Source organism: Novosphingobium sp. RL4 (genome assembly GCF_035658495.1).
Classification (GTDB): Bacteria; Pseudomonadota; Alphaproteobacteria; order Sphingomonadales; family Sphingomonadaceae; genus Novosphingobium.
Genome location: NZ_CP141945.1, coordinates 342,426 through 357,578, shown reverse-complemented (window position 1 = coordinate 357,578; position 15,153 = coordinate 342,426). Strand labels below are relative to the sequence as shown.

The following is a 15,153-nucleotide window of genomic DNA, read 5'->3' as shown; positions in this document are numbered from 1 at the left end:
ATTTTTCCGCCTAACGATGGAATCAGAAAAAATCATTCTAATACAAATTTTTAAGTGATTGGCTGACGAAAGTTGCAAGGAATGCTTCGCATCTTGCAATTGCGGATATTGCTTTATCGCGTTTCATTCGCAATAGCGAAATACATGGCAATCGAGTGGCAATGCATCGTGGAAGGCAAGGCTGCGAATCGTCCGGCCTTACGCGCGGTTGTGGCGGGAACCGCCCATGCGGTGCGGATTGTGTCTCGACTGCAAATCAAGGTTCAGCTATGCGAATGACTCGCATTAGCCAGGCCAAAATGGCTTTTGGCGGGGGTTCGGTAACTTGACGAAATACGCCACAATTCAGCAGACGGACGACGTCGTCCTGCCGGAGCGTCCGAGGGCTCAGCCCCAGGGCGAGGTCGTCGCTCTTCCCGGAGCCTGGGCGGTTTCGCGTTATGGCGAACAACGCCGCCCGAACATCGGCGCGATGCTGGGCGCCACCGCGATCGTCGGTGGGATGATCGCCTCGATGCTGGCACTCAATATCGTCAACGGCCATCAGGAAGCACGCAAGCGGCTGGTGGTCGCCGATCTGGAACAGCCCACGCCCCCGCCTCCGCCGCCGCCCAAATCCCAGCCGCAACCCGTGAAGCAGGTGGTGCAGCCGGTCTCCCCGGTCGTGGCGCCGCCGCCGCCGATCGTGCTGACCTCGGCGCCCGCCACGATCTCCACCTCGCCGGAGCCGCCGGTCGTGCAGGTGGCGATTCCGGGCCCGCCAGCGCCCCAGACACAGACAGTGGCTGTGGCCCCGGCGCCTCGGATCGAGAACGCAGGGGACCTTTCTTCCAAGATGATCGCTGCGGATCCGCCGCGCTATCCGGTGGAATCGCGCCGCAAGCGCGAGCAGGGCACGGTCGTGCTCATGGTCATCCTTGGCGCGGACGGTTCGGTCGCGGATATCTCGGTGTCGAAAAGCAGCGGGTTCGAGCGTCTCGACAAGGCCGCGCTGTCCGCGGTGAGGCGCTGGAAGTGGTCTCCCACGCGGCGCGACGGTGCCGCGGTCATGGTGCGCGGGCTGGTCGAGATTCCCTTCGTCCTCCAGACCTGACCCGCGCGGCGGGGGCAGGGCTTACGGAGCCAGCGCAACCAGGCGGTGTTCTTCGCCCAGTTCGGCGATGACTTCCCCGGCATCCTTGCCGATGCCGCGCGTCAGGGATGCGGGCAGATCAACCCTGAAGCCGCGAGCGAGCAGGCCTTCCATGGCCCAGCGCACGCAGTAGTCTGCCGCCACGCCCACTACGGTCACGGTTTCCACGCCCGACCCGGCCAGATCGGAGAAGAAACTGTCGCGGCCTGTCGGCTCACCTTGCGCGCCGCGTGCAGGTTCCATCGACAGTCCGGGTTCGGCCCACATATCGAACACGCCCTTTTCCAGCGTATAGATCGGAATGAGGGGATCGATGGTGCTTGCATCGAGCACGCTTTCCCAGCCCGCCGTTCCCTTCATGCAATGAATGGGGAACTCCTTGCTTTCCGGAGATCCGGCATAGATTTCAGGCTGATGCGTGTCGAAAGTAAGCAGGACACCGGCGGTCAGCGCGGGATCGAGCGCGTTGAGCCAATCCCGCATCGGCGCCACGATGGCTTGCGCGCCGGGGACGGGCAGGGCGCCGTCGGCATGTACGAAGTCCCCCTGCATGTCCACGACGATGACGAACCGGCGGCTGCCGGAATGCGAAACCGGAGTTGCCGTAAGGTTGAGTGCCCCAGGGTTTGTCATTGCGGGATATCGTCCTAAGAGTTTGTCATGGTCTACACCGATATCGCAACGCGTACATACAATCACAACTGGCGCCTCGACCCGATCGTGCGCAGCCTGCTGGATACGGACTTCTACAAGCTGTTGATGCTTCAGATGGTCCGGCATCTCTACCCGGATGTGCAGGCGACGTTCGAGCTCATCAATCGCACGAAGTCGGTCCGTCTCGCCGCTGTGATCGACGAGGCCGAACTGCGCGCCCAGCTCGACCATGCGCGTTCGCTGCGGTTCGGCAAGAAGGAGCTGATCTGGCTGGCGGGCAACAGCTTCTACGGCAAGGCGCAGATGTTCAGCCCGGATTTCATCGCCTGGCTCGCGGATTTCCGCTTGCCGGAGTATGAGCTTCGCAAAATGGACGGCCAGTACGAACTGCGGTTCGAAGGACCGTGGACGCATACCATGATGTGGGAAATTCCCGCGCTCGCCATCGTGAACGAGCTGCGTTCGCGCACGGCGCTGAAGGATCGCGGCCGCTTTGAGCTCGACGTGCTCTATGCGCGCGCCAAGGCGAAGCTGTGGGAGAAGGTCGAGCGGCTCGCCCAGCTTCCCGACCTCGTGCTTTCGGATTTCGGCACGCGGCGGCGGCACGGCTTCCTCTGGCAGCGCTGGTGCGTCGAAGCGTTGAAGGAAGGGCTGGGCGAGCGCTTCATCGGGTCATCCAACGTCCTGCTGGCGATGGATGCGGACCTTGAGGCGATCGGCACCAATGCGCACGAATTGCCGATGGTGCTGGCCGCGCTGGCAGACGGCGACGAGGAGCTGCGGCAGGCCCCCTATCGCGTGCTCAAGGACTGGAGCGATCATTATGCCGGCAACCTGCTGGTGGCGCTGCCGGATGCCTTCGGTACGACGTCGTTCCTCGAACGCGCGCCTGACTGGGTGGCCGACTGGACCGGCTTCCGCCCCGACAGCGCGCCGCCGATCGAGGGCGGTGAGCAGATCATCCGCTGGTGGCGTGAAAAGGGCCGCGATCCCCGGACCAAGCTGCTGATCTTTTCCGACGGCATGGATATCGACAGCATCGAGGCGACCTATCGCCATTTCCACGGCCGGGTGCGGATGAGCTTCGGCTGGGGTACCAACCTCACGAATGACTTCCGGGGCTGCGCGCCTTTCGAAACCGATGGGCTCGATCCGATCTCGCTGGTCTGCAAGGTGGTTTCGGCCAACGGCCGGCCCGCCGTGAAGCTGTCGGACAATCCGGCCAAGGCGACCGGCAGGCCCGCCGAGATCGAACGTTACCTGCGCGTATTCGGCGACGGCGGGCGGGTTGCGGCAAAGGTCAGCGTCTAGCGCCGCAACCCTGCGTTCGGGACAGGATCAGGCCGCCAGTGCTTCCGCACGGGCATCCAGCACGACCCGGTTCCGCCCGTCGCGCTTGGCGCGATAGAGCGCGGCGTCAGCGGACTTGATGAGAGTGGAGCCGTCACGCTCCATGTTCTCTTCCCAGGTGGCGATGCCGAAGGACATGGTGGTGGAGCCGAGCGTGCGGCCGCCCTGGTTGACCATCAGTTCGCTGATCGCCTGGCGCACGATTTCCACGCGGCCCGCCAGCACGGCGGCCGAAGTGCCGGGCGCGATGATCGTGAATTCCTCGCCGCCGAAGCGGCAGACCACGTCGCCGTCGCGGAAACGGCTGCGCATCTCGGCCGCAACGGCCTGGAGCACGGCATCGCCTGCCTCGTGGCCGAATTCGTCGTTGAAGCGCTTGAAGTGGTCGACATCGCACATGACGAGGCTGAGCGGGCTGCCGGTGCGCGAGGCGCGGGCGATTTCCAGCGCCAGCGTCTCTTCCATGTAGCGGCGGTTGAACAGGCTGGTGAGCGGGTCGCGGATCGTCTGTTCGCGCAGGCCGCGCTGCAGCCTGTGGTTGACGAGGGCCGAGGCGATGTTCTCGGTCAGCACGGTCAGGCGGAAGCGGTTCTCGGCCCCGACCACGCCCTTGAGATAAAGCACGCCGATGACTTCGCCGCCGGCCAGCAGCGGCTCGCAGTGATAGTGGTCGGTTTCGGCCCCGACATGGGCGCAGACGATATCGGAGCCGGGTTCGACCACGAAATGGCTCTGGCCGCGCCGCAGCGCCCAGCACTGGTCCGGTGCGAACCCGGCGGTCTCGACTTCGAGCCCCGCCCACGCCGCGATCGGCACGAGCAGGTTGCGCGAATTGTTGTGGGCATAGAGCGCGCCGGGGATTTCGGGCAGGACGCGCGGCACGAAGACGCGGATGATCGAGGCCAGTTCCTCGTCTGTGCGGGCGGCCTGCATCCGGTGCGCCATGCCGCCCAGTAGTTCGATGACCTCGCCGCGTTCGCGCAGGACATCGGCGTTTCCGCTCAGTTCGAGATTGGCGACGCGCAGCCTTTCCTCGCTGTCCACCTGATCGGCGACGGCGGCCTCAAGCTCCTCGGCCATGGCGTTGTAGCCGCTGGCGAGGCGTTCGAATTCGCTCGAATCCATGGTCGCGTCGATGCGGGCACTGCGATCGCCCGCGCCAAGTTGGCCCATCACGGTCATCATGGCGTCGACCGGGCGGCGGATGCGGCGGATCAGTGCGGTGCCCATCAGGGCGATGATGACGATGGCAAGCGGCGTGCCGATGAGCACCAGCCAGCGGATGTAGTTGAGCCTGTGCTCCACCGCGCCCATCCGCGAGATCGAAAGGGCGCGCTCCTCGCTGAGCAGGTCGCCGACGCGGGCGTCCACCAGCAGCATGATGTAGCGCCCGCGCCCGGTGGCGGCCAGGGCCTGCGCGGCGGCGAAATCGCCGTTGCGGGTAAGTTCGGCGGACTTTTCCAGGTTTGCTGAGCGTTCCTCGATCAGCGAGCGGATCTGGCGGGCGCGTTCGTTCTGCGACGGGTTGTCGGAGGTGAGGGTGACAAGCGCCGCCGCGTCCCGCTTGGAGGCCGCGATTTCCGTGGCGACGGTCTGGCCGAATTCGGGATTATGCGTGAGCACGAACCCGCGCTGGCCGGACTCGGCCTGCTGGAGATGGCTGAGAGCACGATTAGCGGTCTTGAGAACCTGCGAGGAATGCGTCACCCACGTGAGGCTGCCGTGCATCTGCGACGAACCGTCGAGCAGGAGCCCCGCCAGGACGGCCAACATCAGGCACAGGATGCTGCACAGCATCACGATGCGATTGGACAATGATCCGACCAAGGGGAAACTCCGTAGATCCGCAATGTTTCGCCTTTGGTCAATCGGGGCGACGATGCAACAGAAATCGATTGTCTTGATGAGGTTGTGGCAGGTTAGCGTAGGTTTGCTTAAGTCAGGCGCCGGGGATGTTCCCGCCGTCCACCGGGACATGGATGCCGGAAATGGCGCGGTTGGCGGGATCTGCGAGGAACAGCACGGCGCGGGCGATATCCTCGGGCGTGGCCAGCAGGCCGAGCGGGCTGAAACTCTCCATGCGGGCGAGGAATTCGCTCTCGGTCTCGCCGCCGTGCATGTTGCCCATGAGCATCGGGGTGGGGACGGCGCCGGGCAGCACGGCGTTGACCCTGATACCGTAGCGGCCTGCCGCCCGCGCCGCCGCCCTGGTGGTCATGAGCGCAGCGGCCTTGGAGGCGCAGTAGGCCGCGCCGTTCGGGTTGGCGGTGATCGACATGCCCGACCCCAGGTTGACCACGGAGCCGCCGCCACGCCCCTTCATATGCCGGATCGCATGCTTGCAGCCGAGGAAAGTGCCGTCGCAATTGATGGCGAAATGGCGCTGCCACAGGTCCAGCGGCATGTCCTCGAAGGCGATGTCGGGCAGATAGAACCCGGCGTTGTTCACCAGGACATCCAGTCCGCCGAGATGGGTATCCACGAAATCGAGCAGGCCGGACCAGGACGCTTCGCTGGTGACGTCCAGGCGGCGTTCGAGGACAAGGGCCTTGCCGGTGCCGCCATCCTCATCCTCGCAGGCGAGATCCGCGCTCACCACGCGGGCTCCTTCGGCGGCAAAGGCCGAGACGATGGCAGCGCCGATGCCGCCGCGTCCCCCGGTGACGACGACGTTGAGGCCGGAAAACCGCGCGTTGTTCATTTCCTTTGCACTCCATGACGCCTGCGGCCGCCGATCGCGGGAGGCGGGCTCCCGGCCGAGGGGAGCCCGCCGGGACGTTGCTAGAAGCTGTACTTCACCGTGCCCAGCACCGTGCGCGGATTGGCCATGATGCGCGGGTTGATCACCGAAAAGCCGAAGCCGGTCGTCCAGTAGGTCTGGTTGAACAGGTTCTTGCCGGCGATCTGGAAGTTCCATGGGCCCACGTCGTATCCGGCATAGGCGTTGAACAACTGGGTCGCCTTGACGTGGCCGACCTCCAGATTGTCCGGCGTCGAGAAGTACTGGTCGCGGAAGGCGGCGTCGGCGCCGAGCTTGGCCGTGCCTGGACCGACCGGCAGCGAGTAGTCCACGCCGATGGTGCCCTGGTACTTGGGCAACGAGGGCGGGTTCTTGCCGATCAGCGAACCGACGGCGGAGTCGGTGGAGAGGTATTTGCCCCGGTTGATCGAGCCATTGCCCCAGATCTGGAGCCCGGTAAGCGGGCGCCAGGCCAGCTCTGCCTCGATGCCGGAAATCCTCACGTTGTAGTTCTCGACAAGGAAGCCGCCGTCATTGAGGTTCACGGTTTCCTGGCGGTCCGTGATCTTGTTGACGAAGCCGGCAATGGAGCCGCGAACGGTCCGGCCGATATCGGCCTTCACGCCTGCTTCCCAAGCTTTCGTGGTCTCCGGACGATAGGCGGTGGCCAGTTGCGCGGCGGTGGAGGCGAGGCCGTTGTAGCCGCCTGACTTGAAGCCGACCGTGTACGAGGCATAGAGCAGCATGTCGCGCGAGGGCTTGAAGTTGACGCCGAGCTTGGGCGTGAACTTCTCGTAGTGGTCCCGGCTGATCGCGGGCGTGCCGGCCAGCGTGGCGTCCAGGCTCTTGTCTTCCAGCGTGTACCGGCCGCCCGCCACGAGTGCGAGCTTGTCGGTCACGTTGAAGGTGAACTGGCCGTAGCCCGCCCAGGCATTCGTCTCGGCATGGAACCGGGTGGTAGAGGGGGCGAAGAAGATCGTGGAGTTCATGTCCTGATCGCCCTGCTCGTGGAAGTAGTAGAGCCCGACGACATAGTTCACCAGATCGTCCGCCAGCGACCCGGCGAACTGGGTCTCCTGACTGGCCTGCCATGACTTCGAGCGGCTTTCGCGTTCGAACAGCGAGATCGGCGTATCGCCGCTGCCCTCGATCATCGAAGGGTAGACGCCGCCGGAGAAGTCTTCGCCCCAGCGGTCCTTCAGGCGCGAATAGGCGGTGATCGAGGTGATGGTGCCGCCCGGATAATCGGCGGAAAGGCGCAGCGATCCGCCCTTCTGCGTGACGGCGGTATAGGACGGGAAGGGCGAGAGCACGGTGCGGTAGGAGCCGGAGAGCGGCACGATCTTGCCGTCGTCGCCAGTGACGGTGTTGCTGGCCCATTGGCCGTCGCTGTTGAGATGGACATAGAACAGGTTGAGCCGCCCCTTAACGGCGTCGCCCTTGTAGGCGAGATCGAACTGGCCGCCCTGGAAGTCTTCCTTGCCGACCTTCCGGTCCAGCGTGGCATTGTACTGGCGGCCGCCGTCTCGCGCGCGGACGATGCCGTTGAGCGAGAAGGCCCACTTGCCGTCCTTGCTGAGCGGAACCGAAAGGTAGCCCTTCACGCGGCGTTCGTTCCACGTGCCGTAGCCGACCTGCACGTTGCCGGTCAGCGTGTCGGCAGGCTGCTTGGTGATGATGTTGATCGCGCCCGCCGCCGCGTTACGGCCGTAGAGCACGCCTTGCGGGCCGCGCAGCACCTCGATCCGCTCGATCTCGGCAAAGTCCAGCAGGGCGGCCTGCATGCGGGCGTTGTAGACGTCGTTCACGTAAAGCGCGACTTCCGGCTCCGACATGATGTAGCCGCCGTCCGTCACGCCGCCGCCGCGGATATAGGCGGTGAGGCCGGCGCTGCCGCCGGTCACCGAACTGAGGTTCACGTTGGGGGCGAGGCGGCCGATATCGGTGGGGGAGAGCACCTGGCGGGTCTCGATCTCCTCGGCGGTGATGGCGGTTACCGAGACCGGAACGTCCTGGAGCCGCTGGTCGATGCGCTGGGCGCTGACCACGATGTCTCCGAAGCCCTGTTGCGGGGCGTCCTGTTCCGACCCTGCTTGCGGTGTTTCCTGGGCCATGGCGACGGCAGGAAGCGCGGTGAGTGCCGTTGCGACCAGCAGCACCCGCATGACAGACTTCTTCATTTGAAAAACTCCGATTTGAACCTGAACCTTGCTTTTTCGTCACCGGACCGCTCTGCGTCGGCTTGGTGCGGCACCTGTCTTCCCGGGCTGCGGGCGGGGGTTTCCCCTGCCTGCCATGTCTTCCTGCACGTCCCGACGGGGCGGAGATGCAGCAGGCACGCCCTCCGGCGATCGTGATCCACGCGGATCACCGATGGTCGGACATGAAGCGGTGCGGAACCTGAATGTCGCGATTGATCGCCAAGGTCCATGACGATCCGCGCACGGGTTCATGGCGGGACAGATTTTTTCCGCTCCCTCATCCGACAGGCGAACAGGGCCCAGATTCAGCGCCGATCCGGCGGCGGGAAAGTAAATCTCATGGGCATGGACAAGCGCTCGATCGTCATGACGAAGCAGCTTGCGACGCGGTTCACCCCGCAACCGGATGCGCAAGTATTCCGACCTTTAAAGACTGGGACATGCCAAGGAGGGGTGCCTCCCAGCGGTTCTGTTCATTTTTCGATGGAAGCTCGTCTGGAACGAAACTTCTGACCTGTTCGGGTCAGCCCTTCCCGCATGTCGATGTTCGACAGGGAACTTCTCCGGGTACGCGCCGTGAAAGCGCGCGGTCCGGACAACATCGAGGGGCTACCATGATCAGAAACAGTCACATTCTACGTTTCACCACCGCGCTTTCAACGGCGCTCGCATGCTGGGCCGCTCCGGCTTTCGCACAGGGACAGTCCGCACCGGCGCAGGCGACTGAAATGGCGCCGGGCGATATCGTCGTCACCGCCCGCAAACGGGAGGAGAGCCTGCTGAAGACGCCGGTCACGGTGACCGCGATGACTTCGGAAACGCTGGAGGCCAAGGGCATCGTCTCGATGCAGTCGCTGGCGAGTTCGACGCCGGGCATCAACATCAACAACAGCTCTTCCGGCCATGCCGACCGTTCCTTCCAGCAGATCTCGCTGCGCGGTTTCACGCCGGTGACGACCAATGCGACGACGACCTCGATGTTCATCGACGGCGTTCCGGTTGCCTCGCCTTCGCCGTTCACCTCGATCAGCGATCCCGAGCGGATCGAGATCCTCAAGGGGCCGCAGAGCGCCTATTTCGGCCGCAATACTTTTGCCGGTGCGATCAACTTCGTGAACAAGGAGCCGGGCGGAGAGTGGCACGGCCAACTGACGGGCATGATCGGCACGCGTGACAACTGGCGCCTGCGCGGCTCGGTCGAAGGCCCGATCATCGGCGACATGCTGACGTTCCGGATAACCGGCGATGCGTTCGACAAGGGCGGATCGTGGAAGAACAGCTATGACGGCGGCACGCTGGGCGATGAATCGACGCGCAGCGCCAGCCTCCTGCTCGTCGCCAAGCCGAGCGACCGGCTCACCGTCAAGGCGTTCGGCATGTGGACGCGTGACGAGGACGGACCCTCGGCGCAGACGCGGCTCGTGGCCACGGATATCAAGACGCCGGGCGGCACCGTGATCCAGAGCAGCCAGAGCAATTGCACGACGCCGGGCGGCTATGCCTTCATCTGCGGCACCGCGCCGGGCCTCGTCAATCGGGTGAGCGCCAACACCAGCTTCACCAGCCAGCTCAAGAACTGGCTCGACAATCCTGCCGGGCGCCTGCTTTCAAGCGACGAGACGGTCGATCACTATGGTCTGCTGCGCAATTCCATCCACGCGCACCTTACCGCCGACTACGAGATCGACGACAATTTCTCGCTCTCGCTGCTGGCCGGGCACAACGAGGAGAAATGGAGCACCCTGGTCGACCTGGACGGGTTCGACAGTTCGGCCTTCACCGGCACGAGTTACTGGAACACCGCCTATTACGACTTCCCCTACCTGATCGAGCGGGAGATGCACGATTACTCGGCGGAGGGCCGGGTGAACTACGATTTCGGCGCCGTCCACGGCGTGGCCGGGGCCAGCTATCTCGAAGCGTGGAACCGGGTGGGCAGCGGCACGCCGATCTACGGCGGCCGCCCCGGCACCACCGGGCGCAACGAGAGCAAGACCCTGGGCATCTTCGCGGGCCTCACTTACGACATCACCGATCGCTTCTCGGTAAGCGCGGAAGGCCGCTACCAGATCGACCGGATCGCAACCTACGCCAACAGCAACCTGACCATCGCCGATTCCATCTATGTCCCGGCGGGCACTTATGCGGCGGGTAGCAAGCTGGCTTCGGACAAGTTCCGCAACTTCACGCCGCGCGTGATCGCCAACTTCCAGATCGACCCGGACCTTATGGTCTACGCCTCCTATTCGCGCGGGGTGAACCCGTCGCAGTTCAACGCCTTCCTGCTGGCCTCGACGACGGATTCGGGTGACCGGGAGCTGGCGGCGCAGCAGGGCGTACCGCTTACGGTGCAGCCGGAGAAGCTGACCAACTACGAACTGGGGGTAAAGGGCAAGGCGCTGAACGGCCGGCTGACGTATACGGCGGCCGGATATTACGCGAAGTGGCGCAAGCAGATCACGTCCTGTTCGTTCCTGCTGGATGACGGCACCCTGTTCACCGGCGTTGCCAACTCCGGCTCCACCGATCTCTACGGGCTTGAGGCGGAAACGCACCTGCGGCTGGGCGATCTCGTCACCATCGATGCGGCGGGCGCCTATACGGGCACGGACATCAACAGCTTCGTCAATCCTTCCGTAACCGCCTATTCCGGGATCACCGACTTCAGCGGCAAGGAAATGGCGCGTACTTCCAAGTGGTCTGCGAACCTGGGCGTGCAACTCGGCGGGGACTTGCGCGGGATCGACGATGCCGGCTGGTTCGCGCGGGCGGACTACAGCTTCAAGTCGGGCGTCTGGTCCGACCAGGCGAACCTCATCAAGACGCAGGACCGCCACCTGGTGAACCTGCGCACCGGCCTTTCGCGCGGGAAGGCCTCGATAGAGCTGTTCGTGAACAACGTCTTCAACAACAAGGCCTATACCAGCATCGACGATAACTGGGCGATTGCGCCCGGCTATTCGCTGGCGCGCTACAACGCCGTGCTCGTCGGCCTGCCCGACCTGCGCACCGCAGGCGTGCAGCTCAAGCTGGGCTTCTGATGACAGGCGGCCGTTCCCGGATGGCTGGCCCGTCCGGGAACGGCCGTTCCAAGCTTCCTTTTCAGACTGGAGACAGTTCTCATGTTCACTCGCCGCAAGATTCTGGGCGCGGGCGCGCTTGGCGCCGCCACCTTCGCGCTGCCGCGCATGGCTTTCGCCGCGGAGAAGGCCGATGTCGTCATCATCGGCGCGGGCCTTTCCGGCCTGCATTCGGCCGAGCTCCTGCGCGATCTCGGGATGCGCGTGCTCATCCTCGAAGCGTCCGACCGGGTTGGCGGGCGCGTGCAGACCGTTCAGACCGTGGACGGCCCCATCGACGTCGGCGCCAGCCAGATCGGCCGCAGCTATGCCCGCGTGCTGGACGCCTGCCAGCGCTACGGGCTCAAGCTCGTTTCGGAAGACCGCGACCTGCTTTCGTTCGGCGGTCATATCAAGGACACCTGGATCGACCCGAAGACGTGGGAATCGAACCCGCTCAACCGCACCGTCGGCGATGAGCGCAAGATCAACCCGATCCTGATGGGGCAGGCCGTCACCGCGAAATTCAATCCGCTCAAGGAAGTGGACGACTGGCTGGACCCGCGCTTTTCCGGGTACGACATCTCCCTGCGCGAACTGATGAAGCGCAACGGCTACAGCGAGGCGGCGATCGAACTCGCGGCGTTCTCGGCGCCCGGTATCGGCATCGACGAAACCTCGATGCTGCGCATGTGGCAGGAGGAGACGCGCGGAGGCGTCGATCGCCGGACGGGCCAGTCGCCGGTCCAGCACGCGCGGGACCATCCTTTCGGCGAGGCCAACGACCACAACATGATCGACGGCCTCGCCTCCACCAACAACATCGTCGGCGGCTGCCAGCAGCTGCCGCTGGCCATGGCGGCGAAGCTGGGTGACGCCATCCGCCTCGGACGCAAGGTGGCGCGGATCGAGATGACGGACAGCGGCGCCACCGTGACTTGTGCGGACGGCAGTGCAGTTTCGGCGCGGTTCGTGATTTCCGCCGTTCCCTTCTCGGTGCTGCGCCGTGTCGAAATCGTCGCGGGCAGGGACAATCCCCTGCAAAGGCAGGCGATTTCGGCGATGCCCTATGCCAACACCGCGCGCATGTACCTGACGGCCGAGAAGCCGTTCTGGAAGGAAGACGGACTGCCGCCCTCGTTCTCCACCGATGGTCCGATCGGGATGTTCTGGGCGATCGACAATCACACCGGCGAGGGCCGGCACCGGGCGATGGTGGTCATGGTCGGCCTTGTCGCGCAGGCCATCGCGAAAATGGAACATGCCGAGGCGGAAGCCTTCATCCAGAACGAGATCGTCCGCCTCCGCCCCGCTGCGAAAGGACTTCTGCGGCTGGCCACCTACAAGGACTGGATGCGCGATCCCAACCAGCTCGGCTGCGGGTTCAGCCTGGCACCGGGCCAGGTCAACGGCTTTGCCCGGACGATGACCGATCCCTGGCAGGTCATGCACTTTGCGGGCGAGCATACGCGGCGGCTCGATTTCGGCATGGAATCGGCGATGGAAAGCGGTGAACGCGTTGCCGTGGAGATCGGCGCGCGGGCCTGATTTGCGCGCGTGACGAACGGGAAAAGGCCCGGCAGGCGATGTGCCTGCCGGGCCTTTTGCTTGCCGGCGGGATCAGAAGCGCAGGGTGGCTTCCATGCCCCATTCGGCCGGACGGGGGACCGAGGCGTAGAGGCACTGCTGGTTGGAGCCGTAAGTGGCGGTGTCGCGTTCCACGAAGATGCAGGTCGCGGTGGCTCCGGCGAGGCCGGAGCCGGTCGGGCGCTGGTTGTTGAGGATGTTGCGGCCGAAGAGCGAGAAGTCGATGGCATCGCTGGCGAAGTTGATCCGCGCGTCCACGGTCCAGGCCGAGCGGCCCTTCACGGTGTTGGCGAGATTGGCGTACCAGCTGCCGCGATAGGCGCCGTCCAGACGGAAGCTGGGCGAAAAACCGCCCATTTCCGGCAACTTGTATTCGCCGCCGATGAAGCCGTTCCAGTCCGGCACATTGGCCTGGGTGAGCCCGTCGAGCACGATCGAATTGTCCGCGCTGGCGGGGAACCCGTAAGTCGAGCTGGTGCTGATGATGAGCGGGGTCTTGGTCGTGAACTCCTGGTGGGCATAGCCGACCGAGCCGCGCAGCGTCAGGCGCGGGGTTATCCGGAGGTTCGCCTCGCCTTCGAAACCAAGGATTTTCGAGGCGCCGACGTTGCCCACCGTGGCGATGTTGACGATGTTGCCGTTGACCGTGCGTTCCTGCGTGGAGACGAGCTGCTGGTCCTTCACTTCGTCATAGAACGCGGCGAGGTTGAGGGTCAGGCGGCCGCCGAAGAAGGTGTTCTTGCTGCCGATCTCGTAGTTGAACAGCTTCTCCGGGTCCGCGGCGAGCCCGACATAGTTTCCACCGACATTCACGAAGCTGTACCGTGCGCTTTTCACACCCTTGGAAAACAGCGCATAGATCATGCTCTCACCCGTCACCTTGTAGCTCAGGGTGATACGCGGGCTGAAGTCCTCAGAGACGTTGTTGTAATCGACAGAGGTCGGGTAGAACACGCAAGTGGGGCAGGCGGGGGAGGACACCTTCTCGCGGGCGTAGCGCCCTTCGCCGCTCAGCGTCAGCGCGTCGGTGACGTCCCAGTCGAACCCGCCCAGCACCGCCATGTTGGTGAGGTGGTCGTTGCGCGTCACGCCCTTGGGATTGGCGGTGGTGCCGTAGCCGGAGAAGGCGGAGAGATCGTTCTCCCAGAAATAATAGAGCCCCGCCCGCCAGCGGAACGGTTTGCTTCCGGGGGAGAGCAGCATGAGCTGGTGGCTGGTGTTCTCGAAAGTCTCGGTCGAGGGGAAGGTGCCCAGCACCGAACTGCGCACGGTTACCGTGCCATCGGTTATCAGGTCGCCGAACACCGGGTCCTGTCCGGGCTGCACCGCGCGGGGAACGGTGGCGACATTGGCCCAGCGCGATTCCCTGAAATAGCCGCCGCGGTAGCTCAGTTCATAATCGCCGAAGGTCTTGGTGACGACGGCGCTGGCGAAGTAGCGGTCGCGTCCGTAGCCGGTGGCGCCCTGCGTGCCGATGGTGTCGAGGTCGCCGTCCGGCAGGTAGGCGGGGAAGAACGCGCCGTTGCCGCGCGCGAAAGGCGCCACCGCGACGCCGGCTGCCAGCCATTCGCGCGGGTGCTGAACCACTTGTGCGGGCGGGGAATCGCGGTCGTGCTGGTACATGCCGCGCAGCTTGATCGAGAAGCTTTCGTCCGGCTTGAAGAACAGCGTGCCCGAGACGACCTGCGTGCGTTCGCGCCCGATCGCGGTGCCGTCGTCAACCGACTTCGCGAAGGCGCCGTTCTGCATCAGCGAGCCGGAAACAGAGAACCATAGCGCATCCTTCACTATCGGCGCGGTAATGGTGCCGCCGAAGTAGTAGCTGGCGTCCGGCGCCTTGTTGGTGAGGCTGCCGCGCGCCTTGACGAAGCCGGTCACGGCATCGCTCGAGGGATCGGCGGTGACGTAGTTGATCGCGCCGCTGTAGGTGGCGCGGCCGAAGGTGGCGCTTTGCGGGCCCTTGATGATCTCCACGCGCTGGAGGTTCTCCAGATCGAGCGAGGCGAGTTGCCCGGACAGGGCCACGCCGTCGATGAAGATCGAGATGCCCTGGTAGCGTTCGTCCGAAGTATTGGGGGCCAGGCCGCGCAGCGAGTAGGCCGAGGGATCGTTGCGGCCCGAGCCGGCGAAAAGGCTGAGGTTCGGCGTGATCTTCTGGAGGTCTCGCGCGTCGCGGATCTGGGCACCGGCGAGATCCTGGTCGCTCAGCGCGGTGATCGCCAGCGGCACGTCCTGAAGGCTTTCCTTGCGGTTCTTGGCGGTGACGACGATGGTATTGCCGCCTTCCGCGTCGCCGGCCTGCTGAGCCTGCGCGGGGGCCGTCGCCAGCATGGCGGCGGTGGCGATCAGGCTGGTCGTCAATGCTGTTCTTTTCAACTTACCGGTCATGGACGCTTTCCCTCATGTTATTTGTTCTTGAGGGGACATGCT

The 15,153-nt window shown here is 64.6% G+C and carries 9 protein-coding genes; 4 read left to right on the top strand and 5 right to left on the bottom strand.

All coding sequences use genetic code 11. From position 1 onward, the window contains the following. Positions 1 to 325 precede the first annotated feature (325 nt). Positions 326 to 1,093 (top strand): energy transducer TonB, encoded by a 768-nt coding sequence (locus U9J33_RS18895; protein ID WP_054439048.1) that lies wholly within the window; start codon positions 326 to 328, stop codon positions 1,091 to 1,093. Positions 1,094 to 1,114: 21 nt separating this feature from the next. Here U9J33_RS18895 and U9J33_RS18890 read toward each other — a convergent pair whose 3' ends face one another. After that, positions 1,115 to 1,765, bottom strand: coding sequence for an isochorismatase family protein (locus U9J33_RS18890; RefSeq protein ID WP_324699689.1), 651 nt, complete (start codon positions 1,763 to 1,765; stop codon positions 1,115 to 1,117). A 27-nt stretch (positions 1,766 to 1,792) separates the two neighbouring features. On the opposite strand from U9J33_RS18890, the gene pncB reads away from it, so the two are divergent. After that, a complete protein-coding gene (gene pncB / locus U9J33_RS18885) occupies positions 1,793 to 3,097 on the top strand; it encodes a nicotinate phosphoribosyltransferase (protein ID WP_324699688.1) in 1,305 nt (434 codons plus the stop codon). A 27-nt stretch (positions 3,098 to 3,124) separates the two neighbouring features. Here pncB and U9J33_RS18880 read toward each other — a convergent pair whose 3' ends face one another. The 3 genes from U9J33_RS18880 to U9J33_RS18870 all read right to left on the bottom strand — a co-directional run bounded on the left by U9J33_RS18880 (position 3,125) and on the right by U9J33_RS18870 (position 8,056). Further along, positions 3,125 to 4,933, bottom strand: coding sequence for a diguanylate cyclase (locus U9J33_RS18880; RefSeq protein ID WP_197283080.1), 1,809 nt, complete (start codon positions 4,931 to 4,933; stop codon positions 3,125 to 3,127). Between the two features lie 142 nt (positions 4,934 to 5,075). Then, on the bottom strand, positions 5,076 to 5,837 hold the full coding sequence (locus U9J33_RS18875) for an SDR family oxidoreductase (RefSeq protein ID WP_324699687.1): 762 nt from the start codon (positions 5,835 to 5,837) through the stop codon (positions 5,076 to 5,078). A gap of 80 nt (positions 5,838 to 5,917) precedes the next feature. Next, positions 5,918 to 8,056, bottom strand: a complete 2,139-nt coding sequence (locus tag U9J33_RS18870) for a TonB-dependent receptor (protein WP_324699686.1) — start codon at positions 8,054 to 8,056, stop codon at positions 5,918 to 5,920. Between the two features lie 635 nt (positions 8,057 to 8,691). Here U9J33_RS18870 and U9J33_RS18865 point away from each other — a divergent pair. Together U9J33_RS18865 and U9J33_RS18860 are read left to right on the top strand one after the other, a co-directional pair. Next, positions 8,692 to 11,118, top strand: coding sequence for a TonB-dependent receptor (locus U9J33_RS18865; protein ID WP_324699685.1), 2,427 nt, complete (start codon positions 8,692 to 8,694; stop codon positions 11,116 to 11,118). Positions 11,119 to 11,199: 81 nt separating this feature from the next. Beyond that, the gene (locus U9J33_RS18860; protein WP_324699684.1) at positions 11,200 to 12,684 is read left to right on the top strand and encodes an NAD(P)/FAD-dependent oxidoreductase; all 1,485 of its coding nucleotides are present in this window, start codon (positions 11,200 to 11,202) and stop codon (positions 12,682 to 12,684) included. Between the two features lie 72 nt (positions 12,685 to 12,756). Here the strand turns inward: U9J33_RS18860 and U9J33_RS18855 are convergent, their stop codons facing one another. Further along, complete coding sequence (locus U9J33_RS18855) at positions 12,757 to 15,111, bottom strand: TonB-dependent receptor (RefSeq protein WP_324699683.1); 2,355 nt, start codon at positions 15,109 to 15,111, stop codon at positions 12,757 to 12,759. Positions 15,112 to 15,153: the final 42 nt, after the last annotated feature.